The following is a 25038-nucleotide window of genomic DNA, read 5'->3' as shown; positions in this document are numbered from 1 at the left end:
CTCGCCATATCGTCCACAGTGGACTATCAACGAATCAGACCGGGCGACAGTACGCACGCCGCACCTCCGTGGCCGGGTTGCCGCCCCACCGGGCCCGCGCCGGCACCTCCTCGCCCTTCATGACGAACGAGTCGGGCAGCACCTCCGCGCCGTCCCCCACCGTCACGCCGTAGTGCACGAGTGCTCCGACGCCGAGCGTGCAGGCGGAGCCGAGCGTGGTGCGGTCGGACTTGAACGTGCCGTCCTCCTGGGAGTGGCACTGGATCTCGCTTCCCGGGTTCAAGGTGCAGTCGTCGCCGATCGTGACGAGCGTCCGTTCCGTCAGATGACAGCCGTCGTCGAACACGCGCCGGCCGATCCGGACTCCCAGCATGCGCCACAGCAGGGTCTTCAACGGTGTCCCGTTGAACAACGGGAAATGGGTCTCCGGGACCTTCCACAGTCGCTCGTGCCACCAGAAGTACGGTTCATAGATCGAGCACAGGCGGGGCCGCAGCGGGCGGAACCGCGTGAGGCAGCGTTCCACCAGGACGAAGTAGACAGTCGTGAAGACCACACCGCCCGCCAGGGACACGCTCACCGCCGCCCCGCCCAGCACGTCGTAGAGATCCGCCGCCGCCAGCCCGATCAGCGTCAAGCCGAACACGGACAGCCAGCGCAGGGCCAGCATGACGCCCATGGTGCGCAGGTTGTACCGGTTCTTCGCCGACAGCCGCCTGCGGAACTCCTCCCCCGTGCGGAAATGGTCGAAGCGGGTGTCACGCTCGACCGACCGGGGGATCTCGAACGCGGGCGAGCCGAGCAGTCCCACGCCTTCCCGCACCGGCCCGTCGAGGGGCACCATCACCTTCGTGGCGAGCAAGCAGTTGTCGCCGGTCCGGCCCTGCGCGGGATAGACGACGCCGTTGCCGAGGAAGTTGCGTGGGCCGATGGTCGTGCGGGACACGCGGAACGACGTGCCGGAGTAGTCGGCGTTCACCACCGCCAGGCCGTCGGCCACCATCGTGCCCGTGCCGACCATCGTCAGGTAGGGCGTGTCCTGCCGCACCATCGTGCCGAAGTTCGATCCGGTCTGCTCGACCCTCGACAGGTCGTAGCCGAGGGCGCGCAGGTAGTGCACGACGTAGGAGCTGTCGCCCACCAGCCACAGGTAGAACCGGACGTTGGTGAGCCGGGTGACCGCGCGGTGCAGGGAGTAGTGCAGGCCGTACAGCGGATACACCCGGTCCGGCCGCACCAGCAGGTTCAGCAGCCGCGCGAGCCCGAACACCAGGGTGAGCCCCGCGAGCGTGACCCCGAAGAACGTCACGAGCGAGACGACGAACGCGACGAGGTAGAACCGCGCCGACGTGACGTGCCCGGCGCCCGGCACCAGAATCGGGGCGAGTGCGGGAATTTCGGTCAGCAGCATGTACAGGCCGCCGACGCCCAATGGCAGGTACACCACCACCAGCTGCAGCACCGTCGCCACACCGTATAGCGCGCGGCGCAGGGTGCCGCACGGCACCGGTGGGACACCGGCGGCATCCACCGGCGCGCGCTGGGCGGGCGAGCCGTGCCAGTACTCCCCCGGCGGCACGGTCACGCCGGTGTGCAGCGCCGACGCGTGCGCGAGCCGGCTTCCGTCACCGATCGCCGTGTCGATGTCCAGCACGGCCTGCTCACCGACGTAGGCGTCCCGGCCCAGGGTCACCCGACCGGTCTGGATATGTCCCGCCTGGGCGCGGTAGCCGAGGAGGCGGGCACCTCTGCGCACGACGGTGCCGTCGCCGATGGTCAGCAGGTCGGTACAGACCGGCACCGTCGGGCTGAGGAACGTGACGTGCCTGCCGACCTTGGCACCGAGCGCACGCAGGTACAGCACGAACAGCGGGTTGCCCGCGAAGAGCACGATCGGGTTGGCGTGCAACAGGACCTTGACGACCCACAGCCGGAAGTACTCCGCGCCCCACACCGGGAACTCGCGGGACTTCCACCGGCCGACGAGGATCCACTTGGCACCGATCGGGAACAGGCACATGCCGGCGAAAGCCGCGCTGCCGACCACAACGGACCGCGCATAGACGTCGGCCGGCCCGGCGGCCTGCGACACCCACTCGTAACCCCGGCCGACGACGAGGCCGGCGATCGCCGAGTAGCCGAGGAAGGCCAGCACCTGCAGCAGGCCACAGAGGACGTACCGGCCGGTCGTCGCCCGGGTGGGCACCGCGACGGGAACCGGTGCGGGGGCCTGGTCCCGGACGGGCGCCCCGTCGAGAAGCGCCGTCGCCAGGCCGGAGATGGTGGGATACCGGTAGACGTCCTTCATCGAGACCGGCGGCAACCCGGGGTGCTTTCGGACCTTCGCGCAGAAGTGCGCCATGACGAGCGAGTTGGCGCCCAGATCGTCGAAGAAGTGGCTGTCGTGGCCGACCGTGTCGGTCCGCACGACACCCGCCAGGATGTCCGCCAGCGCACCCGCCAGCGTCTCTCCGGTGTGGACGGTGTCGCCCGTGTTCACGGCCATGGGCTCGCCCCGGCCGGTGTGCCGGCTCGCGTCGCGGTCGTCCCGCCGCCGCGGTCATTCCGGTCGTGTGTGGACATCACCGTGCCTCCCGGTGGGCGATCCGGCGCGGTGCGGCGGCCGCACCGGTCACGAGCAGTCGCCACTCCGCCCGGGAGGGCACAGCTCGCACCGGGCACAGGCCGACGCCGTTGTCGTGGTCAGGGACATGAATCAGCAAGCGGGCGACGAGGTGGTGATCATCACGCGGCGCCCGCTCGCGCTCTCTCTTCCGTCGCCGTCACAGACCGCTCCCGAGCATCACTTCGTGTCGGACCGCCGCCGGCGATCCCCTTCTCCGCCGCACTTTTCGGCATCGAAGCCTCGCTACGAGGTCACTTCACGACACTACTGCCGCCCGGTGATGTCAAGGTGTTCGCGGAGTTGCGGTTTCAACGGCACACGACACGGGTCCGGTGTGGAGTCTCCCGGTTCCTAACGGTGTCGGCACTACCGTGCCCGAAACCGATCCGTTCCGGTAATTGCCAACACACTCGGGCGGGTGGAGAACGTTTCGCGACCCTCCACCCGCCGCGCCTCCCCGGGGTCCACACGCGACATGGGCAGCGCCGGGATCAGGAGTCGGTCGAGTCGTTGCCCTGCTGCTCGGCGAGGAACTTCTCGAACTGGCTCGCGATCTCCTCGCCGGTGGGCATCTCACCCTCCTCGGCGAGGAGGTTGCCGGTGGCCGCCGTGAAGGCGTCGTACTGGCGTTCCAGCGCGCTCACCACGTCGGCGGCCTCCGCGGACTCGCGCACCTGCCGATCGACCTCGACATCGGTGCGGCGCGACGCCTCGCGCAGCGCGTCGGCGGGCAGCTCCAGCCCGGTGACCCGTTGGATCGCGTCGAGCAGGGTCAGCGCCGCGCCCGGATAACGCGCGTTGGCGAGGTAGTGCGGGACGTGGGCGGCGAAGCCCACGGCGTCGTGCCCGGACTGTCCGAGCCGCAGCTCCAGCAGCGCCTCCGCGCTGCCGGGAATCTGGACCCGGTTGAACATCGGGGTGAACTCGCGCACCAGCTCCGACCGGGTCGCGTGTGCGGTCACGCCGAGCGGGCGGGTGTGCGGAACGGCCATCGGGATGCCCTGGAACTCCACGCTCAGCCGGACGTGCCAACGCTGCACCAGCTGTCGCACCGCTTCGGCGAACAGTTCCCATTCACGGTCCGGTTCCGGGCCGGTGAGCAACAGGAACGGAGTGTCGTTGGCGTCGTGCAGCAACCGGACGGCGAGCTCGGGCGCGTCGTAGTCCTCCCAGTGGTCCCCGTCGAACGTCATGGTGGGACGGCGCGAGCGGTAGTCAAGGAGCCGGTCGACGTCGAATCGCGCGACGATCGGACCGTCGAGATCCTCGACGAGGTGATCGGCGAGAACGCTGCCCGCCGAGCCGGCGTCGATGTAGCCGTCGAAGTGATACAGCAACACCGCTCCGTCCAGAACGGGGAGGTCGGAATCCACTGCGTACAACTCGTCCGGATCCGACACCACACGTACCTCCTGTCTCCAGCTGTACCCGTCAGCGGTCGGTAACGCATCGCCAACCTTCTTTCATCCCACCACAGACTCTGCTTCGTTCCGCGACGTGGTGGAAAGATGGGCGGCGTGCAGCTGCCGCGGACGACACGGAGCACTGCCGGGTTCACCCCGGAACACGTCGACAGTCTGGTGTCGGTGCTCGATCTCGTGCGGTCCGGAACGGCGCGCACCCGCCCGGAGATCGGCAGGCGTTCCGGTCTCGGCCGGACCGTCGTGACCCAGCGCGTCAACCAGCTCATCGACCGCGGACTGCTGGAGGAAGGCGAACTCGGACCGTCGAGCGGAGGCCGCGCGCCCCGCGAGCTCCGGTTCCGCGCCCGCGCGGGCGTGATCCTGGCCGCGGAGCTCGGCGCCACGAGCATCGGCGCGGGCGTCACCGATCTCGCCGGGACCGTCCTGGCGGAGCATGAGGAGGCAGCTGATATCGCCCAGGGACCGGAGCGGATCCTCGGCCGCGTCGAGGAACTGTTCGACGAGCTGCTCACGCAGGTGCGCGCGTCCGGCGGCCCTCGCTCGATCTGGGGTGTCGGCATCGGGCTGCCCGGTCCGGTGGAGTTCGCGACCGGACGGCCGAGCGCCCCGCCGATCATGCCGGGCTGGGACGGCTACCCCGTGCGCGACCGGTTCACCACGCGGTACAACGCGCCGGTGTGGGTGGACAACGAGGTGAACGCGATGGCGCTCGGCGAGCTGCGCGCCGGGTCGGCCCGGGGGCAGCGCGACATCCTCTACATCAAGATCGGCACCGGAATCGGCTCGGGGCTCGTGTCGGGCGGCAGGCTGCACCGGGGAAGCCAGGGCTGCGCCGGGGACATCGGCCACGCCGCTGTGGCCGACGACACAGAAGTCGTGTGCCGCTGCGGCAACACCGGCTGCCTCGAGGCGTACGCGGGCGGCGCCGCCATCGCGCGGGACGGCGAGGCCGCCGCACGGGAGGGCCGCAGCGAGTACCTCGCCGGCGTCCTCGCCGACGCCGGACGCGTCACCGCAGCGGACGTCGCCCGCGCCGCGCAGAGCGGGGACCGCACGTCCGTCGAACTGCTCACCCGGGCGGGCAGACTGGTCGGCAGCCTGCTCGCGACCCTGGTGAGCTTCTACAACCCGGCGCTGGTCATCATCGGTGGCGGCGTCGCCGGCGCCGGCGACCTGCTGCTCGCAGCCGTCCGCGAGTCGGTGTACCGGCGATCGCTGCCGCTGGCCACACGCGAGCTGCGCATCACACGGTCGACGCTGAGCGACCGGGCAGGCCTCGTCGGCGCGGCGTTCATGGTCATCGACGAGCTGTTCACGGCCGAGCGCCTGGCCCACTGGGTCGAGGCCGGAGCGCCTGCCGGCAGGCCCTCACTCGTCGAGGTCCCGCTGCGCACGCCCCTGTTCTAACCTGAGGTGGTGGCCGATCGGGTCTACGGCGGCCGGACGGCGGCCGATCGCCGCGCCGAGCGCAGGCAGCGCCTGCTCGACGCGGGGCTCGAGCTGTTCGGCACCGAGGGCTACGCGGCCACGTCGATCGAACGGCTGTGCGCGGCGGCCGGGGTGTCCACGCGCAACTTCTACGAGGAGTTCACGGGACGCGAGGCCCTGCTGATGACCCTGCACGACATCGTGCTGGAACGTGCCATGGCCGCTGTGTCGGCCGTGTTCGCCGAGATGGGCGACGCTCCGCTGGCCGTGCGGCTCGAACACGCCGTGCGCGCCTACCTCGCGGCCACGGCCACGGACCCACGCTGGGCCCGGCTGTCCTTTGTGGAAGTCGTCGGCGTGAGCGAGGCCGTCGAGCGGCACCGGCTCGCCTGGCGCGAGCGGTGGGCGGCGTTTCTCGTCGCCGAGGCCGAGCGCGGCGTGGCCCACGGCGAGGGGATGGCGCGAGACTTCCACCTCAGCGCCGTCGCGCTCATCGGTGCCGTCAACGAGCTCGGCTATCACTGCGCGGCCGGCGGCAGGCGCGTGCCGATGGAGGACGTCGTCGCCGAGATCACGCGGGTCGCGACGGCTGCTCTCACCGGGCCGTGACCCCACGCCACGGACACGCCTGACGCAGCGTCATCAGCGGTGGAGCGGCGGGCGGCTGGCCGTCAGCCGCACCGCCGTGCAGTCCACTGCCGGAGCAATCCCTACCGCGGCTTCCTCGGCTTCTTCTCCCGCACCCGGACGTTGATCCGCACCGGCGTGCCACGGAACCCGAAGCGTTCGCGGAACTTGCGCTCGATGAACCGGCGATACCCGGCCTCGAGGAAGCCGGTGGTGAACAGCACGAGTGTCGGCGGCCGGATCCCGGCCTGTGTCGCGAAGAGCACCTTCGGCTGCTTGCCGCCACGCACCGGCGGCGGGGTCGCGGCGACCAGATCGGACAACCACCCGTTGAGCTGGCCGGTGGGCACGCGCTGGTCCCAGGAGGCGAGCGCGGTCCGCAGCGCGGGCGCGAGCTTGCGCACGGCCCGGCCGGTGAGCGCGGAGATGTTCACCCGCTCGGCCCACGGAACCCGGACCAGGCCGCGGTCGAGTTCCCGCTCCAGCCGATGGCGGCGGTCCTCGTCCACGAGGTCCCACTTGTTGAACGCCAGCACGAGCGCCCGCCCGGCCTCGGCGACCATGGTCACCACGCGAAGGTCCTGTTCGGACACCGGTTCGCTCGCGTCGAGCAGCACGATGACCACTTCGGCGGCGTCGATCGCGGTCTTGGTCCGCAGCGACGCGTAGTACTCGGTGCCGCTGGCCGTCTGCACGCGCTTGCGCAGGCCCGCGGTGTCGATGAAGCGCCACAGCTGGCCGTCGAGCTCCACGAGGGAGTCCACCGGGTCCACCGTCGTGCCCGCGACCGAGTCCACCACGGCGCGTTCCTCGCCGGTGAGCTTGTTGAGCAGGCTGGACTTGCCGACGTTCGGCTTGCCCACCAGCGCCACCCGGCGTGGTCCGCCCGCGGCGCGCTCGGCGTCCCGGGGCGCCTCGGGCAGTGCGTCGACGATGGCGTCGAGCAGGTCGCCGGAACTGCGGCCGTGCAAGGCGCTCACCGGCCGCGGCTCGCCGAGCCCCAGTGACCACAGCGACGCGGTCTCGGCGAGCAGGCGTTCGTCGTCGACCTTGTTGGCCGCCAGGATCACCGGGCGCTTGGACCGGCGCAGCACTTTCGCGACCGCCTCGTCCGTCGCCGTGGCACCCACGGTGGCGTCCACCACGAGCAGCACGGCGTCCGAAGTGGACATCGCGAGCTCGGCCTGCGCCGCCACGGATGCCTGCAGTCCGGTCGCCCCCGGCTCCCAACCGCCGGTGTCGACCACCGTGAACCGGCGCCCGTTCCACAGCGCGTCGTAGGCGACCCGGTCGCGCGTCACGCCCGGCACGTCCTGCACCACCGCCTCGCGGCGGCCGAGGATGCGGTTCACCAGCGTGGACTTGCCGACGTTCGGCCTGCCCACCACGGCGAGCACCGGCTGGTTGAGCTCGGCGGCGTCGTCGGCCTCGGCGTCGGCGCCCAGCTCGTCCAGCTGGGCGAACTCGGCCTCGTCGGACCACGTGCCGTCTGCTTCGGTCATTGTCTCTGCTTCTCTTCTCTGTCCCTGTCGAGCTCGTCCACCAGCGCAGCGAGCGTCCCGCGGATGCGCTCGGTGCCTTCGGCAAGTCCCGCGCGGCCCGGGCCGACGTCCAGTGTGAACGGTTCCCCGACGAGCAGGTCCACCACCGGGCGGAACCGGCGCCGTCCCGGTGTGCCCAGCGTGCCGCGCACCGCCACGGGCAGCACCACGGCACCCGAGTTCCGCACCAGCCAGGCCGCGCCGTGATGCGCCGTCGCCACGTCCCCCGCGCCCCGGGTGCCTTCCGGGAACACGGCGACGAGCCCGCCGCGGCGCAGGACGCCGGTGGCCGTGAGCAACGCCGTCCGGTCGGGCGCGCCACGTTTCACCGGGATCTGCCCGAGCCATCGCAGCCACCGGCCCGCGGCACCGGCGTACATCTCCTCCTTGACGAGGAACACGGGCCGGCGCGGCAACATTCCGAAGATGAGTTGCGGCTCGATCATCGTGCTGTGGTTGGCCACGAGCACCACGGGCCCGGTGCGCGGCACTCTCGCCAGCCCGTGGACGCGCACCCGGTACGCGGGCCGGTACAGATACCGCGCGATCCCCCGGCCCACGTCGTGCAGCCAGGGCTGGGCGCCCTGGGGCAGTGCCGTCACCGGCACACCTCCGCGACCTCTCCCCCGAGCAGGCCGCGCTGGCTGGCCAGTTCGCTCAGCGCCACCAGGACCTGCTCGACGGACAGCTCCGAGGTGTCGAACACCACCGCGTCGTCGGCCGGGCGCAGCGGGGAGGTGGCCCGGGTGGAGTCGAGCTGGTCGCGGCGCTCCACCGAGGCCAGCACGGTCGCCGGGTCCGCGGACCGGCCCGCGGCGGTGTCCTGGGCGCTGCGGCGGGCCGCCCGCACCGCGGCGGAGGCGGTCAGGAAGACCTTCAGCGGCGCGTCCGGCACCACCACGGTGCCGATGTCGCGACCGTCCACGACGATGCCCCCGGCCGTGTCGAGGACGTGCTCGATGATCCGGCGCTGACCGGCCACGAGCACCTCCCGCACCGCGGGCACCGCCGACACGGCGGAGACGGCCGCGTCCACCCGTGCCGTCCGGATCTCGTCGCCGACGTCCTCGCCGGCGAGCCGCGCCCGCGGCCGGGCCGGATCGGTCCCGACGCTCACCTCGAGCTCGCGGGCCAACGCGGCCACCGCGGCGGCGTCCTCGGGATCGACACCCGCCCTGAGCACGGCGAGCGTCACGAGGCGGTACATCGCGCCGGTGTCGAGGTATCCCGCCCCGAGCTTGGCGGCCAGTTTGCGCGCCACCGTCGTCTTCCCGGTTCCCGACGGGCCGTCCAGAGCGACCACGCCGCGTAGGGCTCCCGCCACCGACCGTTCTCCTGCCTCTCGCCTTGCGTTCTTCCGAGCTCCCATTCTGCCTGGCGCTCAGCGGTCGTTCGCACGCAGGCGCTGCTCCAGCTCGTCCACCACCAGCGTCGAGTGGTCGACCGCCCCGGTGCGATACGCAGCCCGCCCGAACAGCTGGGACAGTACGGGTGAGGTGATGATCTGGAACAGCCCCGCCAGCAGCAGGCCGACCGCGTACTGGGGCTCGAGCCGCACGGCCGTGCCCGCGAGGATCAGCAGCAGGCCGAGAGTCTGGGGCTTGGTCGCCGCCTGCAGCCTACTCGGTGTGTCCGGCAGGCGGAGCATGCCGTAGGTGCCGACGACACAGAACAGCGCACCGGAGATCAGCAGGACCGCGCAGATCCAGTCGCGCACACTCACCGGTACTCCTCCCTGCGCTCGACGAGGCGCACCACGGAGATCGTGCCGACGAACCCGAGCAGTGCCACCACGACGATCAGGGCGATGTAGATGCCTCGCAGCGACATCGCCATCCCCACGGACGTGCCGGCGACGATGAGTACCACGAGCACGTCGACGGCGAGGATCCGGTCGAGGGTGCGCGGCCCGCGCACGAGCCGGATCAGCGTGAGCAGACCGGCGAGGCCCAGCAGGCCGAAGGTGATCCCGAAGACGATGGTCATGGCCCCTCCACCACGGATCGGTCGCGCCGGCGTTTGGCCTCCTCGGCCCGCTGCCGCACGGAGCGCGCCTCCTCCGCCGAGCCGTAGGCCCAGATCACCCTGGCCTGCAGGTCGAGCGCGTCGTCGTAGACCTTGTGCGCGTCGGCACGGGTGCGCACCCCGAGGGCGTAGACGTACCAGATGCCGTTGGGCCGGTCGATCTGCAGCACGAAGTTGCCGGGCGCGAGCGAGAGGACGTTGGCCGCCGAGGCGATGACGTGGTCGGTGTCGGACAGCACCGGCACGGCGATGATCGCGGCGTGGACGCCACCCGGCCGGACGAGGCTGTCCTTGGCGAGCCGGAACGCCGACAGCACCAGGTCCACCGCGACGTATCCGCCCAGCACCAGCAGCCGCAGCGGGTGGCCGAAGATGTTCCAGCGGTGCACCGGCAGCGGGAACAGGACGAGCACGGCCAGCGCGACCAGGACCCCGAACACGGCCGTCGACAGATCGACGGTGCCCCACAGCAACAGCCACACCAGCACGAGCCAGATCAGCAGCGACGGCGACACGCGTTTCATTCCGCGCTCCCCTCCGCGCCGAGGACCGCGACCCGGTAGGCGCCGCCGTCGAGGAGGTCCGCCGCGGCGCGCTCGCTCATCGACGCGAGCGGGCCGGCGAACACCGCGATCAGCACGCTGACGGCCACGAGCCCGCCGGTGGACACCAGCATCGCGCCCGACGTCGAACCGGTGCCGACGGTGACCTCGTCGGTCGGGTCCGGGTCGGGCTGTGGTGCGGCGATCTGGCCCCAGAACGCGCCGACCCAGATCTTGCTCATCGCGTAGAGGGTGAGCAGGCTCGTCAGCACAGCCCCGGCCGTGACCGTGTACGCCATCGGCGTCCCCACCTCGGCACCGGCCTGCAGCAACGCGATCTTGGCGACGAACCCGGAGAACGGCGGGATGCCCGCGAGGCTGAGCGCCGGCAGTGCGAACAGCACCGCGACCAGCGGGTACGCCCTGGCCACGCCCGACATCGCCTGCAGCGACACCGTTCCGGTGTGCCGGGTGATGAGACCACTGACGAGGAACAGCGCGGCCTGCACGGTGATGTGGTGCACCACGTAGAGGATCACGCCCGCGAGGCCGATCACCGTGAACAACGCGAGCCCGAACAGCATGTACCCGATGTGGCTCACGAGCAGGAACGACAGCATTCGGTTGAGGTCGTTCTGCGCGATGGCTCCGAGCGCGCCGACGATCATGGTCAGCAGGGCGAGCACGAGCAGCACGGTCCAGCTCTGGTCGTGGATGAACACGAGCGTCTGGGTGCGGATGAGCGCGTACACGCCGACCTTCGTCAGCAGCGCCGCGAACACCGCGGTGATCGGCGCCGGCGCCGTCGGGTAGCTGTCGGGCAGCCAGAAGTGCAGCGGCACCAGCGCGGCCTTGATGCCGAACACCACCACCATGAACAGGGCCAGGCTCGACTGGACTCCGGCGGGCAGCTCGGCGATCTTCTCCGGCAGCGCGGCGAGGTTGACGGTGCCCGTCGCCGTGTAGACGAGCGCGATCATCGTGATGAACAGCAGCGACGACGTGAGACTCACGATCACGTACGTCATGCTCGCCCGCACGCGCTGTGCGGTGATCCGCCGCGTGATGAGCACGTAGGACGACCCGAGCATGATCTCGAAGGCGACGAAGAGGTTGAACAGGTCGCCGGTGAGATAGGCCAGGGACACGCCGGCACACAGCACGAGGTACATCGGGTGGAACGCCGTCGAGGCCGTCCGTCTGCCGAAGTCGGTGATGCGCTGGCCGATCGAGAAGATCAGCACGGCGAGCGTCACGAGCGCCGAGACGAGCAGCAACAGCGCCGAGAGCCGGTCGGCGACGAGCGTGATGCCGAACGGCGGCGCATACCCGCCGAGCTGCAGTACCACCGGGCCCTCGCTGTCGGTGCGCACGAGCAGGACGGCCGCGACGACCGCGATGGCCGTGAGCACCAGCACACCCAGCAGCCGCTGGACGTGCGGCGAGCGCCCGGCCACCAGCGAGAGCGCCGCGGCGAGCAGCGGCAACAGGACGGGGAGCACGACGAGCACGGTCATCGGACGACCTCCTCGCCGGCCTCGGGCGCCTCGAACCCGGCGACGGGCTCGGCCTCCTCCTGCTCCTCGGCTTCCTCCCGGGCGAGCTCGGCCTCGCGGATCCGGCGGTCCTCGACGTCGTCCTGCACCTCGTCGTGGCCCAGGAGCGCCCACGACCGGTAGGCCAGAGCGAGCAGGAAGGTGGTCAGCGCGAAGGTGATGACGATGGCGGTGAGGGCCAGTGCCTGCGGCAGCGGATCCACCATCGCCTCGAGCACGGCGGTGCCGACGAACGTCGGCTCGCCTGGCGGGCCGCCTGCGACCTGGAGGAACAGGTTGGCGCCGTGTCCGAGGATCACGATGCCGAGGATCACGCGCATCAGGGACCGCTGCATGAGCAGGTAGAATCCGACCGCGTAGAGACCGGCGAGCACGACGGCCATGGTGATGTTGATGGTCACAGCCGCCTCACCCGCTCTTCCTCCATGACCTCGTCGTCGAGACCGGGGCCACCGATCTCCGTGCCCGCGCCGACCGTGCGCAGCAGGTCGACCACGACCCCGACGATGAGGACGTAGACGCCGATGTCGAGGAACAGGTTGGTGGTGATCTTCAGCTCGCCGAGGACGGGCAGCGACACCTCCCAGATGGCCGAGGACAACACCGGCAGTCCGAACAGGGCGGGCACGAGTGCCGTGGAGACGGCGATGGTCAGCCCGGCGCCGATCACGACCGGTGGCCGGACCCGCACCGCCATCGCCAGCTCCGCACTGCCGCCCGCCACGTACCGCAGCACGAACGCCAGCCCGGCGACGAGCCCGCCGCTGAACCCGCCGCCGGCGTTGTGGTGCCCGGCGAACAGCAGGTAGACGGAGAACATCAGGACGGTCGGGAAGAGCACGCGGGCGATCACTTCGAGCAGCAGCGAACGTGGCCAGTTGTTGCTGTCCTGCTCGGCCATGAGCCAGCGGTCGCGCGGAGTGTCCCATGCCGTCCACGCCACGGGCCTGGGGTCGCGCTCGGGCCGGGTGGTCACGGTTTCACCTCCGACGCCGGGCCTGCCTGCCCGGTGGGTTCGCCTGCCTGCTCCTCGTCCGGCGCGGGAATGCGCGGCTGGTCGGCCTCGGCCGGCTCGGCACCGTCCTCGCCCCGGTCCGTCGGCCCGGCCCCGTCCGGCCCGCTGCCGGAGGGCCGTTGCCGGGACCGCGCGAGGATCAGGCTCGCCGCGCCGGTCGCCGCGACGGCGAGGACCGTGATCTCCCCGATCGTGTCGAAGGCCCGGAAGTCGACGATGATCGCGTTGACGACGTTGCTGGCCCCGGTGTCCTCCTCGGCCCGCTCGAGGTAGGCGCGGCTCGCCTCGGGCATGCCCTCGGTGTACCCGGAGTAGAGCACCGCCAGCACCGCGACGAACGTGCCGCCGACCGCCGCGATCGCGGCCTTCACCCAGCGGCCGCGCCACAGGCGGGAGCGGTCGTCGAAGCGGGGCGGGAACCGCCGGATGACGAAGACGAACACCACGAGCGTGAGGGTCTCGACGAGGAACTGGGCGAGCGCGAGGTCGGCGCCGCCGTCGACCACGAACAGCGCCCCGATGCCGTATCCGACGACACCGGTGAGCAGCACCGCGGTCAGCCGACGCCGGGCGAGCAGCGCGGTACCGGCCGCCGCCAGCACCAGCACCGCCAGCGGCACCTGGAGCCTGCTGTCGTACCAGCGCAGGTCGCGGAACTCGACCTCGCCCGCGAGCAGGGCCAGTCCGGGCCCCAGCACCATCGTCACCAGGATGACGCCGAGGTAGGTCGGCAGCGAACCGACCTGGAGCCGGCCGGTGACGGCCTGCGATACGCGGTCGAGTCCCTCCACCGACCCGCGATACCAGGTCTGCGCCTGCAGACCGGGAGGCACCCAGCCGGCGAGCCTGCGCAGTGGTGCGGCCCGGTACAGGGCATACCCGGCCGCGATGATGAGCACGCTCAGCACGAGCGCGGTCGTCACGCCGTGCCACAGGCTCAGGTGGTAACCCGGGTCGGGGCCGTAGTGGTCGGCGTACCCGGCCAGGATCGGCTCGAGAAGACCCGGCACGAACGCGAACAGCAGCCCGGCGGTGGCGGGGACCGCGACGAGCGCGGTCATGCCCAGCCCGCACGGTTTCGCCGGCGTCGTGGCCACATCGGGCTTGGTGCCGAACGCACCCCGGAGGAACCGGAGGCTGTAGGCCACGGTGAACATCGACCCGAACGCCACGCCGATCAGCAGCACCAGGTCCTTCGGCGTGCCGCGCAGCAGCGCCTCGAGCGCCGCCTCCTTGCCGACGAACCCGAGCAGCGGCGGGATCCCCGCCATCGAGAGCACGGCGAACGTCGCGAACACCGCGAGCGGGCGCCACCGTCTGCCGAGTCCGGAGAGCTCCCGGATGTCCCGCGTCCCGGTGCGTTTGTCGACGATGCCGACGGTGAGGAACAGGGCCGACTTGAACAGGCCGTGCGCGAGGATCAGCGTGACGTCGGCAAGCGCCGACATCCAGGTGCCCGCGCCGACCAGCACCATGAGGAACCCGAGCTGGCTGATGGTGCCGTAGGCGAGCAGGGTCTTGAGGTCGTGCTGGCGCATGGCGCGGAAGCCGCCGAGCAGCATCGTCCACAGGCCGATGACGACGATCGGCACCCACCACACGGGGTTGTCGGCGAACCCGGGCGCGAACCGCGCCACCAGGTACACACCCGCCTTCACCATCGCCGCCGCGTGCAGGTAGGCGCTGACGGGCGTGGGCGCGACCATCGCCAGCGGAAGCCAGGGGTGGAACGGCACCTGGGCCGACTTCGTGAACGCGCCGAGCAGGATCAGCAGGAGCGCGGCGGCGACCGCGGTCCCGCCCGGCGGGTCGGCGAGGATCTCGGAGATGCGCAGGGTGCCCGCGGCCGTGGCGAGCAGGATGAGCCCGAGCAGCATGGCGAGGCCGCCGAAGGTCGTCACGAGCAGCGCCTGCGTCGCGGCTTTGCGCAGGCGCCTGGCCACGCCGTCCCCGCCGACGAGGAGGAAGGAGCACACGGTGGTGAGCTCCCAGAAAACGTACAGGGAGATGACGTCGTCGGAGAGCACCAGCCCGAGCATCGACCCGGCGAAGAGCACCAGCAGCGCGGAGTCCCTCCCCGCCGCGCGGTGGTCACCGGGTTTGGCGTAGTAGGCGTAGTAACACAGCACCACCGCGCCGATGCCGCTGACGAGCAGGATCATCAGCAACGCCAGCTCGTCGAAGCGGGCGGTGAACTGCAGCCCGATGCCCGGCGCCCAGGCGAACGTCTCGGTGTGCGGCTGGGTCAGCGCGCTGTCCCACAGCGACAGGGCGTAGCCGAGTGTCGCGGCCGGGGCGACGGCGCCGACGACGAAGGCCACGCGGCCGAACCGTCGTGCCATCAGCGGAAGGACCGCCGCCAGCACGAAGTGTGCCGCGATCGCCGTCAGCACTCGGCCTCACCGTCCTCCCCCGAAACCCGTCGACAAGGGCGATCCTACGGACCCGCTGACCTGGCCACACGACCGGCCGAAATGGACACTTCGGACGAACGACCCTGAGCCCGGACGGCGGCGCGGACGGGGTTAGGCTGGGTATGTGAACGTCGAAGTAACTCCCCTGCCGGGAATCGGCGTCCGTAAGGACTTCGCGCTCGACAACGGCCGGCGGGTGGGAGTCGTCACGCACCGGGACGGCAAGATCGAACTGATCGTGTCGAAGTCCGACGATCCCGACGCGTGCGTCGCCTCGCTCCCCCTCACCGCCGACGAGGCCGGCGCACTCGCCAACCTCCTCGGCGCCCCGCAGCTGGTGGCGCAGCTCACCGAGGAGCACCGCGAACTCCCGGGCATCAGCACCAAGCAGCTGCCGATCAAGAGCGGATCGCCGTTCGACGGCCGGACGCTCGCCGACACCGCGATCCGTAGCCGCACCGGTGTCTCCGTGGTCGCCGTGATGCGGGCCGGACAGGTGCACCCCTCCCCCAGCCCCGACTTCACCTTCACCGCAGGCGACCTGCTCGTGGCCGTCGGTACCTCCGAGGGACTGGACGCCACCGCCAAGATCCTCCAGCACGGCTGACCGTGGATCACACCGCACTGGAACTGATCGAGCTCGGCGCGGTCTTCTTCGTGCTCGGCGCGCTCGGCAGGTTGGCCGGCCGCGTCGGATTGTCCCCGATCCCGCTGTATCTCATCGGCGGCTTGTTCTTCGGCAAGGGCGGGGTGATCCCGCTGGCCGACATCGGCGAGTTCACCCAGCTCGCCAGCGAGATCGGCGTCGTGCTGCTGCTGTTGCTGCTCGGCCTGGAGTACTCGGCTGCCGAGCTCGTCACCGGGCTCAAGCGCTCGTGGATGGCCGGCCTGCTCGACATCGTGCTGAACGCGGCACCCGGCGCCATCGTCGCGCTGCTGCTCGGGTGGGGGCCGATCGGCGCGTTCGTGCTCGCGGGCGTCACCTACATCTCCTCGTCGGGCATCATCGCGAAGGTCCTCGGCGACCTGGGCAGGCTCGGCAACCGCGAGACCCCGGTGGTGCTGTCGATCCTGGTGTTCGAGGACCTCGCGATGGCGCTCTACCTGCCCACACTCACCGCCCTGCTCGGCGGCGTCAGCCTCCTCGGTGGCCTGCAGGCGGTCGGCATCTCGCTGCTGGTGATCTCCCTGGTCCTGGTGGTGGCGCTGCGCTACGGCCGCTACGTGTCGGCCCTCGTGGACAGCGACGACCGCGAGGTGTTCCTGCTCAAGGTGTTCGGCGCGGCACTGCTCGTCGCCGGGCTCGCCTCGGCGATGCAGGTGTCCGCCGCCGTCGGCGCGTTCCTGCTCGGGATCGCGATCTCCGGCTCGACGGCCGAGAACGCCACCCGGCTGCTCGAGCCGCTGCGTGACCTCTTCGCCGCCGTGTTCTTCGTGGTGTTCGGCCTGAACACCGACCCGGCCTCGATCCCGCCGGTCCTGGCGTGGGCGGTGGTGCTCGCGGTCGTCACGACGCTCACGAAGGTCGCCACCGGCTGGTGGGCCGCTCGCCGCTCCGGCATCGGCAAGCTCGGCCGCGCCCGTGCCGGAGCGGAACTGGTGGCGCGGGGCGAGTTCTCGATCGTCATCGCCGGCCTCGCCGTGAGCGCCGGCGCCGCAACCGGTGAGCTCGCCGCACTGGCCACCGCCTACGTGCTGCTGATGGCCGTTCTCGGGCCGATCGCGGCACGGGTCGTCGAACCGGTGGCACGGCTGGTGGTGCGGCGTACCGCCGGTGCGCCGAGCACCGCGGGCGGCGCGCCCTGACGGGCTACATCCCGACGGCGCGATACAGCGAGCCGACCTCCTGACGGGTCAACTTCCGCAGGGTTCCCGGTTTCGACTGACCGAGCTGAACCTGGCCCACGGCGGTGCGGACCAGCTTGCGCACCGGGTGACCGACCTCCGCGAGCAACCGCCGGACGATGTGCTTGCGGCCCTCGTGGAGCACGACCTCGACGAGGGTGCGCCCGGGCCGGACGTCCTTGACGCGGAACTCGTCCACGCGCACCGGCCCGTCCTCGAGCTCCACACCCTCCCGCAGCCGCTTGCCCAGCCCACGCGGCACACTGCCGTCCACTTCGGCCAGATACGTCTTCGGCACGTGGTATGAGGGGTGCATCAGCCGGTGCGCCAGATCGCCGTCGTTGGTGAGCAGCAACAGGCCTTCGGTGTCGGCGTCGAGCCGGCCGACGTGGAAGAGCCGCTCTCGCCGGTCGCGCACGTAGTCGCCGACGCACGGCCTGCCCTGCTCGTCCGACATCGTGCTGTGCACGCCCTTCGGCTTGTTCAGGGCGAGGTAGACCTGGTCGTCGCGCACGATGACCCGCAGGCCGTCGACGTGGATGACGGCGCTGTCCGGGTCGACTCGGCGGCCGAGCTCGCGCACCACCTCCCCGTCGACGCTGACCCGCCCCTGCGCGATGAGGTCCTCGGACGCACGGCGGGACGCGACGCCTGCCTGCGCGAGCACCTTCTGCAGGCGCACACCTTCGGGACGGCTAGATGTCATCGATCGAATCCACCTCGGGCAACAGGGGGGCGATGGGCGGCAGGTCGTTGAGCGACGACAGGCCCAGCCGCTCCAGGAACAACTCCGTCGTCACGTACAGCGTGCCACCGGTCTCGGGGTCCGTGCCGCTCTCCTCGATGAGTCCGCGCGCCACGAGGGTGCGGATGACACCGTCGACGTTCACCCCGCGGACCGCCGCGACCCGCGAGCGTGTCACGGGCTGCCGGTAGGCGATCACGGCGAGGGTCTCCAGCGCGGCACGGGTGAGCTTCGACCGCTGGCCGTCGAGGAGCAGCTTCTCCACGAACGGCGCGTAGGTGTCCCGGGTGTAGAACCGCCAGCCGTCCGCGACCCGGCGCAGATCGATGCCGCTGCCGCGGTCGGTGTAGTCCTCGGCCATCGAGCGGAGCGTCTCGGTGACCCGGTCGACGGGCTGTTCGAGGGCACCGGCGAGGGCTTCCTCGTTCACCGGCGCATCGACCACGAGCAGCAACGCCTCGAGCGCCGACTGCAGCGCCTCGTAGCCGCTGAGGTCGGGCAGCGTGCGGTCCTGGGCGACGGAGACGAGATCGGTGTCGGTGTCCGCGGTATCGGTGTCGTTGGCTTCGAGCTCGATGTCGATGTCGTCGCCAGTGTCGGTGTCGGTGTCGGTCCGGGTGTCGGTCCGGGTGTCGGCCGGGTCGGTGTCCGGGGCGTCCAGGTCGACCGCCTCCGGAGTGCCCGCGGCGGATCCGGTGTGGGCTGGCTGCGCCGGCACGGCATCCGATGCGGTTTCGCCGGGCGAGGACTCACCCGGCGAGGCAGCAGCGGCCCCCTCGAGGGCCTCGGGCTGTCCGGTGTCCTCCCTGTGCCGTGGCCGCACAGCGTCCTCGGCGACCCCGGCGCGGCCGGATGCATCCGGCTCCGCGGTCGGCACCGGCTCCGCGTCCACGGCCGCCGTGTCGGCACCGGCCTCCCGCCCGCCGGTGACCGTCGCATCGGCAGCCGGCGTCGCCGGCTCGCCGCCCGTGCCCCCGTCGTGCCCGGTCGCGGCCTGCTCGACGTGCCCGTGTCCCGCCGCCGGTTCCTCGGCGGGTCCCGGCGCCCCCGTGCCGCTGTCGGTGTGTGGCTCGCTCACCCGTACTCCTCGTCCTCCGTATCCGTGGCGCGCTCGGCCTCCGCCTGCGCGGCGGCCTCCTCCACCGATCCGCCGGTCCACCGCACGTGCAGCTCCGCGAGCGCCTCGGCCTGCTCGAAGTTCACCACCGCTTCCCGGTACAGCTCGAGCAGAGCCAGGAATCGCGCGACGACCTCGATGGTGTGCTCGCAGTCGGCCACGAGCTCGCCGAACGTCGCGCGGCCGGTCTCGGCCAGCCGGACGCGCAGGATGGCCGCGTGCTCGCGCACCGACACCTTCGCCATGTGCAGGTGGTCCAGCGACACCGTCGGCGGCGGCTTCGGCCGGAACACCTCGAGTGCGATGTCGGCGAACTTCTCCGGCGTCACCCCGAGCATCACCTCGGGCAGCAACCCGAGATAACGCTCCTCGAGCGTCACCGAGCGCGGATACCGCCGTAGCGCGCCCGCCTCCAGCTCGGCGAAGAGCGCGGCGACCTGCTTGTACGCCCGGTACTGCAGCACCCGCGCGAACAGCAGGTCACGCGCCTCCAGCAGCGCCAGGTCGTCCTCGTCCTCGACGTCGCCGGACGGCAGCAGCCGCGCGGCTTTCAGGTCGAGCAGCGTCGCGGCGACGACGAGGAACTCGGTGGTCTCGTCGAGGTCCCACTCCGGGCCCAGCGCCCGCGTGTAGGCGATGAAGTCGTCGGTGACCTGGTGCAGCGCGACCTCGGTGACGTCGAGCTGGTGCTGGGAGATGAGTTGCAGCAGGAGGTCGAACGGTCCCTCGAAGTTCGCCAGCCGCACCCGGAAACGCGGTGCCGACCCCTCCGGGCCGGGTTCGGGCTGAGCGGCGGGCGCGGGGTCGGGCTGGGGCGGTGCCCCTTCATCCATCAGTTCGGGGCTTCCTGGCTGTCGAGCTGGCCTTCGCGCAAGCGGGCCACGAGCACCGAGTCCTCGCCGTGCTGTTCGAAGTCGGCGAGCAACACCGCCACGGCCTCCCGCACGATGCGGCCCCGGTCGACCGCGAGGTCGTGCGCCGCTCGCAGGGTCAGCCGGGCCTGTTCCATCGCGAGCAGCTCGTCGCCCGAGACGTACACCGTGATCTTGGCGTCGTGCTTCTGCCTGCCGGAGCCGCGGCGTGTGGGGCTCGTGCGGGCGAGGCGGCGTTCCGGCTTCGCCTCGCCGGAGGTGGTGTCGCCGTCGCCGTTGGTGGCGGGAGCCGGGGCCGAGGCGCCCTCGCCGAACACGGGATTGCTTGTGCGGCGGAACAGTTCCGAGGCGCCTGGCAAGGACGCTCGCCTGGTCACCGAGCGATCACCTCGCGCGCCAGCTGGCGGTACGCCGCCGCGCCGGCCGACCGCGGAGCCCAGCGAGTGATCGGCTCGCCGGCCACAGTGGTCTCAGGGAAACGCACGGTGCGGTTGATCACCGTGTCGAACACGGTGTCCCCGAATGCCTCCACCACGCGGGCCATGACCTCCTTCGAATGCAGGGTTCTCGGATCGAACATGGTGGCGAGAATCCCGGTGATATCCAGTTTGGGGTTGAGCCGCTCGCGCACCTTCTCGATGGTGTCTATCAGCAACGCCACGCCACGCAGACTGAAGAACTCGCACTCCAGCGGGATGATCACGCCGTCGGCCGCGGTGAGCGCGTTGACGGTGAGCAGTCCCAGTGACGGCTGGCAGTCGACTAGAACATAGTCGTAGCGCTCCATCACCGGACGCAGCACCCTCAGTAACGTGTGTTCCCGGCCGACCTCGGCGACCAGCTGCACCTCGGCGGCCGAGAGGTCGATGTTGCTCGGCAGGAGATCGACGTTGTCGACCTTCGTAGCGCGGATCACGCCGTCGATGTCCACCGAGCGTTCCATGATCACGTTGTAGACGGTCTGGTCCAGCTCGTGGGGTTGCACGCCGAGCCCCACCGACAGGGCGCCCTGCGGGTCGAAGTCCACCAGCAGCACCCGCCTGCCGTACTCCGCCAAGGCCGCGCCGAGGTTGATCGTCGAGGTGGTCTTGCCCACGCCGCCCTTCTGGTTGCACATCGCGAGCACCCGCGCCGGGCCGTGCTTGTCGACGAGCGGGGGTTCGGGGATGACGCGGAGCGGACGACCGGTCGGACCGAGCTTGACCTGGGTGTCGTCGCCGTTCATCTCCTCCGCCGCGGTCACGTCGTACTCCCCACTCTCGCCGCCGGTCTCGGTCGCGATGCTCACCCCGTCGAGGCTGTCCGGAACGCGCCGTGTCGGGTGCTCGGAAGTCGACATAGGGCGAAAGCTCCTCCTCGGCCACGGACGGCGTCAGCCTATTCGGGCACGTCAAGCACCAGCAATTCGGCTCGCCGGGCGCGATCGGAGTACTTTCGGCTGCTCAGCCGAGGGCCCGGGGATGCGCTGTCGCGTACACCTCACGCAGAGTGTTCACCGTGATCAAAGTGTAAACCTGGGTGGTCGTGACCGAGGCGTGGCCCAGCAGCTCCTGCACCACACGGACATCGGCGCCGCCTTCGATGAGATGCGTGGCGAACGAGTGCCGCAGCGTGTGCGGCGACACGCTGGCGGTGATCCCGGCCCGGGCCGCCGCCGTCTTCAGCACCTGCCACGCGCTCTGCCGGGACAGCCGGCCACCCCGGGCGTTGAGGAACACCGCGGGCCCGCCCCGGCCTCGCTTGGCCAGCACCGGCCGCGCCCGCACCAGGTAGGCGTCGAGGGCCTCGAGCGCGGGCCGCCCGACCGGAACGAGCCGCTGTCTGCCGCCCTTGCCGTCGAGCAGGACGGTCCGCTCCTCGGCGTCGATGTCGTCGACGTCGAGGCCGACCGCCTCCGAGATCCGCGCGCCGGTGGAGTACAGCAGTTCGAGCAGCGCGCGGTCCCGCAGCGCGCGCTCGCCGTCCGGGGGCGGGGTGCCGAGCAGCCGGAGCACGTCGTCCACGGGCAGCGCCTTGGGCAGCCGCCGCGCCGGGGCGGGCGGGTGGACGTCGCGTGCCGGGTCGTGCTCGGTGATGCCGTCGGCGTGGGCGAAGCGGTGCAGCCCACGCACCGCGACCAGGGCCCGCGCGGCCGACGACGCCGCCAGCGGCCGGTGGTCGGCGTCGCCCTCGCGCAGGGCCACGCCGAACGCGGTGACGTGGCCGGGCTCGACGGCGCCGATGTCGGTGACACCGTGGGCTTGCAGGTGTGCGGCGTACCGGCGGAGGTCGCGGGCGTAGCTGTCGAGGGTGTTGTGCGAGGTCCCCCGCTCCACCGTCAGGTGGTCGAGGTAGGCGGCCACGACCTGGTCCACCGATCTGCCGCGCGCACGTGCCACGCGGACACTGTAGACCGATCGGCGCAGTTTCCCCGGTAACGTGGGGATATGACGAGTGACCCGGACCCCGAGCGGCTGCGCATCGGCACTGCCGAGCGCGAGGAGGCCACTCGGCTGCTCGCCGATCACTTCGCCGAGGGGCGGCTGACGACCTCCGAGTACGACGAGCGGGTGTCCGCCGCGCTGGCCGCACAGACACGGGCCGACATCCGCCCGCTCTTCGCCGACCTTCCCGCGCCCGAGCCCGCGTTCCTGCGGCCCCCGCCGTTGGAACCGTACCGGTATCCGACGTCGCTCGCGCCCAGCGCCGACCGGGGAACGTCGGATCGCTCGCGCATCGTCGCCGGTGTCCTGCAGATCGTCCTGCCGTTCGGCGTCGGCCGGTTCTACACCGGGCAGAAGGGCCTGGCACTCGCGCAGCTGCTCGTCACCCTGTTCACGTTCGGCATGGGTGCGATCTGGCCCTTCATCGACGGCATCCTGCTGCTGGTCAACGGCGGCGAGGACGGCCGCGGCCGACGGCTGCGGGACTGAGATCAGCGCAGCCGCGCGGCGAACGTGGTCGGGCGGTGACGCCAGGGCGCGTGCGGATCGCGGGCGGCGAGCCCGTCGGCCAGCACGGCGTGCGCGGCGAGGATCCCGCTCACGGTCGCACCGTTGACGATCTCGCCCGACAGAGCCATGCCGACCGCCTCCGCGAGTGGCACCTTCGTGATGACGAGGTCGGCTTCCTCCTCGCCGTGCACGTCCCGGTCGACCTCGGTGAGCTCGCGGGCCAGATAGACGCGCACGACCTCGTCCGTGAAGCCGGGCGAGGCGGCCACGTCGACAAGCGTGTCCCAGCGCCGCGCGGCGAGCCCGGCCTCCTCGACCAGTTCCCGCGCCGCCGTGTCGAGCGGGTCCTCGCCGTCCTTGTCGAGCAGGCCGGCGGGCAGCTCCCACAGCCGGTCCCGCACCGGGTGCCGATACTGGTGGATGAGCGTGACCGCGCCGTCGTCGTCCACCGCGCACACCGCCACGGCGCCGAGGTGCTCCACCACCTCGCGCCGGGCGGTGCCACCGCCGGGCATCACGAGCTCGTCGATCCGCAGGCCCACGACGCGTCCGATGTGGATGTCCCGGGAGGACACCACGGTGAACTCGTGTGTCCCGGGCTCGCTCATCGCGCGGCCACCGGCGTCTCGGGCAGCTCCACGGGGAGCCGGCCAGCCGTGTGGTACTCCACCGCGGCCCGGACGAAGGCGTCGAAGAGCGGGTGCGGCCGCGTCGGCCTGCTCTTGAGCTCCGGATGCGCCTGGGTGCCCACGAAGAACGGGTGGACGTCCTTGGGCAGCTCGACGAATTCGACGAGCCGGCCGTCGGGCGAGGTGCCGGAGAACACGAGCCCGGCCTCCGACAGCTGCTTGCGGTAGGCGTTGTTCACCTCGTAGCGGTGCCGGTGCCGCTCGGAGATGTCGGTCGCGCCGTAGGCCTCGGCCACCTGAGAGCCGGGCAGCAGCGTCGCCGGGTACGCGCCGAGGCGCATGGTGCCGCCCATGTCCTTCTCGCCCGCGACGACGTCCTTCTGGTCGGCCATCGTCGAGATCACCGGGTGGGAGGTGGTCTCGTCGAACTCCGCCGAGTTCGCGTCGGTGATGCCGGCGAGATGCCGGGCCGCCTCGATCACCATGCACTGCAGGCCGAGGCACAGACCCAGCACCGGGATCTTGCGCGTGCGCGCGAAGTTGATCGCCCCGATCTTGCCCTCGATGCCGCGGACCCCGAAGCCGCCCGGGATGAGAATGCCGTCCACATCGGACAGCGCCGCGGCCGCACCGGCGGGAGTCGTCGCGTCGTCCGACTGCACCCAGACGATCTCCACCTTGGCCCGGTGGGCGAAGCCTCCCGCCCGGAGCGCCTCGGTCACCGAGAGATAAGCGTCCGGCAGGTCGATGTACTTGCCCACCAGCGCGATCCGCACGGTCTCGCTCGGGTTGTGTACCCGGTCGAGCAGGTCCCCCCACACCGTCCAGTCGACGTCGCGGAACGGCAGGCCGAGCCTGCGCACGACGTAGGCGTCGAGCGCTTCGGAGTGCAGCACCTTCGGGATGTCGTAGATGGACGGCGCGTCCGGGCAGGCGATGACGGCCTCGGTGTCCACGTCGCACATCAGGCCGATCTTGCGCTTGAGGTCCTCGGACAGCTCCCGGTCGGCGCGGCAGACCAGCGCGTCGGGCTGGATACCGATGTTGCGCAGGGCCGCGACGGAGTGCTGGGTGGGCTTGGTCTTCAACTCGCCGGACGGCGCGAGGTAGGGCACGAGCGAGACGTGCAGGAAGAAACAGTTGTCGCGGCCGACGTCGTGCCGTACCTGGCGGCACGCCTCGAGGAACGGCAGCGACTCGATGTCGCCGACGGTGCCGCCGACCTCGGTGAGGACGACGTCGGGACGCTGGCCGCTGCCGTCGCCGTCGGCGACCGCCATGATGCGCGACTTGATCTCGTCGGTGATGTGCGGGATGACCTGCACGGTGTCACCGAGGTACTCGCCGCGCCGTTCCTTGGCGATGACCGAGGAGTACACCTGGCCGGTGGTCACATTGGCCCGGCCGGTGAGGTCCCGGTCGAGGAAGCGTTCGTAGTGGCCGATGTCCAAATCGGTTTCGGCGCCGTCCTCGGTGACGAAGACCTCGCCGTGCTGGAACGGGTTCATCGTGCCGGGGTCGACATTGAGATACGGGTCCAGCTTCTGCATCGTGACGCGGAGCCCACGAGCGGTGAGGAGCTGGCCCAGGCTGGAGGCGGTGAGCCCCTTGCCCAGCGAGGAGGCGACGCCTCCGGTGACAAAGACGTACTTGGTTGTCCGCGGCTGAAGTCCCACGGGCTTCCACCTTATCTCACTTT

The 25038-nt window shown here is 71.1% G+C and carries 25 protein-coding genes; 5 read left to right on the top strand and 20 right to left on the bottom strand.

The annotated features are described in order from the left end of the window. Positions 1 to 34 precede the first annotated feature (34 nt). Entirely contained in the window at positions 35 to 2506 is a 2472-nt protein-coding gene (locus tag ACFSZT_RS16730; protein WP_377388963.1) for a Pls/PosA family non-ribosomal peptide synthetase, read from the bottom strand. A 611-nt stretch (positions 2507 to 3117) separates the two neighbouring features. After that, the gene (locus tag ACFSZT_RS16725) at positions 3118 to 4029 is read right to left on the bottom strand and encodes a proteasome assembly chaperone family protein (protein ID WP_377388965.1); all 912 of its coding nucleotides are present in this window, start codon (positions 4027 to 4029) and stop codon (positions 3118 to 3120) included. 105 nt (positions 4030 to 4134) lie between these two features. Here ACFSZT_RS16725 and ACFSZT_RS16720 point away from each other — a divergent pair, with 105 nt between their 5' ends. Together ACFSZT_RS16720 and ACFSZT_RS16715 are read left to right on the top strand one after the other, a co-directional pair. Further along, a complete protein-coding gene (locus ACFSZT_RS16720; RefSeq protein WP_377388967.1) occupies positions 4135 to 5457 on the top strand; it encodes an ROK family protein in 1323 nt (440 codons plus the stop codon). Between the two features lie 9 nt (positions 5458 to 5466). Continuing rightward, positions 5467 to 6087, top strand: a complete 621-nt coding sequence (locus ACFSZT_RS16715; RefSeq protein ID WP_377388969.1) for a TetR/AcrR family transcriptional regulator — start codon at positions 5467 to 5469, stop codon at positions 6085 to 6087. A 101-nt stretch (positions 6088 to 6188) separates the two neighbouring features. Here ACFSZT_RS16715 and der read toward each other — a convergent pair whose 3' ends face one another. From der to mbhE, 10 genes are all read right to left on the bottom strand, one after another. Continuing rightward, positions 6189 to 7607: a ribosome biogenesis GTPase Der gene (gene der, locus ACFSZT_RS16710; protein WP_377388971.1), complete on the bottom strand. Its 1419-nt coding sequence runs from the start codon at positions 7605 to 7607 to the stop codon at positions 6189 to 6191. After that, positions 7604 to 8254: a lysophospholipid acyltransferase family protein gene (locus tag ACFSZT_RS16705; protein ID WP_377388973.1), complete on the bottom strand. Its 651-nt coding sequence runs from the start codon at positions 8252 to 8254 to the stop codon at positions 7604 to 7606. The genes der and ACFSZT_RS16705 overlap by 4 nt, the downstream gene beginning before the upstream one ends. Continuing rightward, positions 8245 to 8949: a (d)CMP kinase gene (gene cmk / locus ACFSZT_RS16700; RefSeq protein WP_377389055.1), complete on the bottom strand. Its 705-nt coding sequence runs from the start codon at positions 8947 to 8949 to the stop codon at positions 8245 to 8247. The genes ACFSZT_RS16705 and cmk overlap by 10 nt, the downstream gene beginning before the upstream one ends. Positions 8950 to 9027: 78 nt before the next feature. Then, positions 9028 to 9369 (bottom strand): monovalent cation/H(+) antiporter subunit G, encoded by a 342-nt coding sequence (gene mnhG, locus ACFSZT_RS16695; protein WP_377388975.1) that lies wholly within the window; start codon positions 9367 to 9369, stop codon positions 9028 to 9030. Then, the gene (locus tag ACFSZT_RS16690) at positions 9366 to 9632 is read right to left on the bottom strand and encodes a monovalent cation/H+ antiporter complex subunit F (RefSeq protein WP_377388977.1); all 267 of its coding nucleotides are present in this window, start codon (positions 9630 to 9632) and stop codon (positions 9366 to 9368) included. The genes mnhG and ACFSZT_RS16690 overlap by 4 nt, the downstream gene beginning before the upstream one ends. After that, on the bottom strand, positions 9629 to 10195 hold the full coding sequence (locus ACFSZT_RS16685; protein WP_377388979.1) for a Na+/H+ antiporter subunit E: 567 nt from the start codon (positions 10193 to 10195) through the stop codon (positions 9629 to 9631). Before ACFSZT_RS16685 ends, ACFSZT_RS16690 begins: the two co-directional genes overlap by 4 nt. After that, the gene (locus ACFSZT_RS16680; protein ID WP_377388981.1) at positions 10192 to 11730 is read right to left on the bottom strand and encodes a Na+/H+ antiporter subunit D; all 1539 of its coding nucleotides are present in this window, start codon (positions 11728 to 11730) and stop codon (positions 10192 to 10194) included. The genes ACFSZT_RS16685 and ACFSZT_RS16680 overlap by 4 nt, the downstream gene beginning before the upstream one ends. After that, on the bottom strand, positions 11727 to 12170 hold the full coding sequence (locus ACFSZT_RS16675; protein WP_377388983.1) for a Na(+)/H(+) antiporter subunit C: 444 nt from the start codon (positions 12168 to 12170) through the stop codon (positions 11727 to 11729). The genes ACFSZT_RS16680 and ACFSZT_RS16675 overlap by 4 nt, the downstream gene beginning before the upstream one ends. Next, the gene (locus ACFSZT_RS16670; protein WP_377389057.1) at positions 12167 to 12670 is read right to left on the bottom strand and encodes an MnhB domain-containing protein; all 504 of its coding nucleotides are present in this window, start codon (positions 12668 to 12670) and stop codon (positions 12167 to 12169) included. The genes ACFSZT_RS16675 and ACFSZT_RS16670 overlap by 4 nt, the downstream gene beginning before the upstream one ends. 71 nt (positions 12671 to 12741) lie before the next feature. Further along, complete coding sequence (gene mbhE, locus ACFSZT_RS16665) at positions 12742 to 15177, bottom strand: hydrogen gas-evolving membrane-bound hydrogenase subunit E (protein ID WP_377388985.1); 2436 nt, start codon at positions 15175 to 15177, stop codon at positions 12742 to 12744. A gap of 145 nt (positions 15178 to 15322) precedes the next feature. Between mbhE and ACFSZT_RS16660 the strand changes: the two genes are divergently transcribed. Together ACFSZT_RS16660 and ACFSZT_RS16655 are read left to right on the top strand one after the other, a co-directional pair. Next, on the top strand, positions 15323 to 15805 hold the full coding sequence (locus tag ACFSZT_RS16660; RefSeq protein ID WP_377388987.1) for a cation:proton antiporter regulatory subunit: 483 nt from the start codon (positions 15323 to 15325) through the stop codon (positions 15803 to 15805). A 2-nt stretch (positions 15806 to 15807) separates the two neighbouring features. Further along, the gene (locus ACFSZT_RS16655) at positions 15808 to 17004 is read left to right on the top strand and encodes a cation:proton antiporter (RefSeq protein ID WP_377388989.1); all 1197 of its coding nucleotides are present in this window, start codon (positions 15808 to 15810) and stop codon (positions 17002 to 17004) included. A gap of 4 nt (positions 17005 to 17008) precedes the next feature. Here ACFSZT_RS16655 and ACFSZT_RS16650 read toward each other — a convergent pair whose 3' ends face one another. The 6 genes from ACFSZT_RS16650 to xerD form a co-directional block, all read right to left on the bottom strand. After that, complete coding sequence (locus ACFSZT_RS16650; RefSeq protein WP_377388991.1) at positions 17009 to 17749, bottom strand: pseudouridine synthase; 741 nt, start codon at positions 17747 to 17749, stop codon at positions 17009 to 17011. Beyond that, positions 17739 to 18371: an SMC-Scp complex subunit ScpB gene (scpB, locus tag ACFSZT_RS16645; protein ID WP_377389059.1), complete on the bottom strand. Its 633-nt coding sequence runs from the start codon at positions 18369 to 18371 to the stop codon at positions 17739 to 17741. The genes ACFSZT_RS16650 and scpB overlap by 11 nt, the downstream gene beginning before the upstream one ends. A 491-nt stretch (positions 18372 to 18862) precedes the next feature. Continuing rightward, complete coding sequence (locus tag ACFSZT_RS16640; protein WP_377388993.1) at positions 18863 to 19738, bottom strand: segregation and condensation protein A; 876 nt, start codon at positions 19736 to 19738, stop codon at positions 18863 to 18865. Then, positions 19738 to 20154: a cobyrinic acid a,c-diamide synthase gene (locus tag ACFSZT_RS16635; protein WP_377388995.1), complete on the bottom strand. Its 417-nt coding sequence runs from the start codon at positions 20152 to 20154 to the stop codon at positions 19738 to 19740. The genes ACFSZT_RS16640 and ACFSZT_RS16635 overlap by 1 nt, the downstream gene beginning before the upstream one ends. Beyond that, complete coding sequence (locus tag ACFSZT_RS16630) at positions 20151 to 21116, bottom strand: ParA family protein (protein ID WP_377388997.1); 966 nt, start codon at positions 21114 to 21116, stop codon at positions 20151 to 20153. Before ACFSZT_RS16630 ends, ACFSZT_RS16635 begins: the two co-directional genes overlap by 4 nt. Before the next feature lie 103 nt (positions 21117 to 21219). After that, positions 21220 to 22155, bottom strand: a complete 936-nt coding sequence (gene xerD / locus ACFSZT_RS16625) for a site-specific tyrosine recombinase XerD (protein WP_377388999.1) — start codon at positions 22153 to 22155, stop codon at positions 21220 to 21222. Between the two features lie 48 nt (positions 22156 to 22203). Between xerD and ACFSZT_RS16620 the strand changes: the two genes are divergently transcribed. Then, positions 22204 to 22689, top strand: coding sequence for a DUF1707 domain-containing protein (locus ACFSZT_RS16620; RefSeq protein WP_377389001.1), 486 nt, complete (start codon positions 22204 to 22206; stop codon positions 22687 to 22689). 2 nt (positions 22690 to 22691) lie between these two features. Here the strand turns inward: ACFSZT_RS16620 and ACFSZT_RS16615 are convergent, their stop codons facing one another. Next, positions 22692 to 23318, bottom strand: coding sequence for an NUDIX domain-containing protein (locus ACFSZT_RS16615; protein WP_377389003.1), 627 nt, complete (start codon positions 23316 to 23318; stop codon positions 22692 to 22694). Next, on the bottom strand, positions 23315 to 25015 hold the full coding sequence (locus ACFSZT_RS16610) for a CTP synthase (protein WP_377389005.1): 1701 nt from the start codon (positions 25013 to 25015) through the stop codon (positions 23315 to 23317). The genes ACFSZT_RS16615 and ACFSZT_RS16610 overlap by 4 nt, the downstream gene beginning before the upstream one ends. Positions 25016 to 25038: the final 23 nt, after the last annotated feature.

The sequence above is a fragment of the Prauserella oleivorans genome, from assembly GCF_042685745.1.
Classification (GTDB): domain Bacteria; phylum Actinomycetota; class Actinomycetes; order Mycobacteriales; family Pseudonocardiaceae; genus Prauserella_A; species Prauserella_A oleivorans.
Note: the sequence above shows the minus strand (reverse complement) of the source record. Positions and strands in the feature narration are given on the sequence as shown.

Excerpts from the sequence above, each read along its gene's own strand:
- ACFSZT_RS16685 (WP_377388979.1), bottom strand. The coding sequence starts at position 10,195 with ATGAAACGCGTGTCGCCGTCGCTGCTGATCTGGCTCGTGCTGGTGTGG.
- ACFSZT_RS16630 (WP_377388997.1), bottom strand. The coding sequence starts at position 21,116 with ATGTCGACTTCCGAGCACCCGACACGGCGCGTTCCGGACAGCCTCGAC.
- ACFSZT_RS16690 (WP_377388977.1), bottom strand. The coding sequence starts at position 9,632 with ATGACCATCGTCTTCGGGATCACCTTCGGCCTGCTGGGCCTCGCCGGT.
- ACFSZT_RS16720 (WP_377388967.1), top strand. The coding sequence starts at position 4,135 with ATGGGCGGCGTGCAGCTGCCGCGGACGACACGGAGCACTGCCGGGTTC.
- ACFSZT_RS16650 (WP_377388991.1), bottom strand. The coding sequence starts at position 17,749 with ATGACATCTAGCCGTCCCGAAGGTGTGCGCCTGCAGAAGGTGCTCGCG.
- ACFSZT_RS16640 (WP_377388993.1), bottom strand. The coding sequence starts at position 19,738 with ATGGATGAAGGGGCACCGCCCCAGCCCGACCCCGCGCCCGCCGCTCAG.
- ACFSZT_RS16680 (WP_377388981.1), bottom strand. The coding sequence starts at position 11,730 with ATGACCGTGCTCGTCGTGCTCCCCGTCCTGTTGCCGCTGCTCGCCGCG.
- ACFSZT_RS16670 (WP_377389057.1), bottom strand. The coding sequence starts at position 12,670 with ATGGCCGAGCAGGACAGCAACAACTGGCCACGTTCGCTGCTGCTCGAA.
- ACFSZT_RS16620 (WP_377389001.1), top strand. The coding sequence starts at position 22,204 with ATGACGAGTGACCCGGACCCCGAGCGGCTGCGCATCGGCACTGCCGAG.
- ACFSZT_RS16730 (WP_377388963.1), bottom strand. The coding sequence starts at position 2,506 with ATGGCCGTGAACACGGGCGACACCGTCCACACCGGAGAGACGCTGGCG.
- ACFSZT_RS16615 (WP_377389003.1), bottom strand. The coding sequence starts at position 23,318 with ATGAGCGAGCCCGGGACACACGAGTTCACCGTGGTGTCCTCCCGGGAC.
- der (WP_377388971.1), bottom strand. The coding sequence starts at position 7,607 with ATGACCGAAGCAGACGGCACGTGGTCCGACGAGGCCGAGTTCGCCCAG.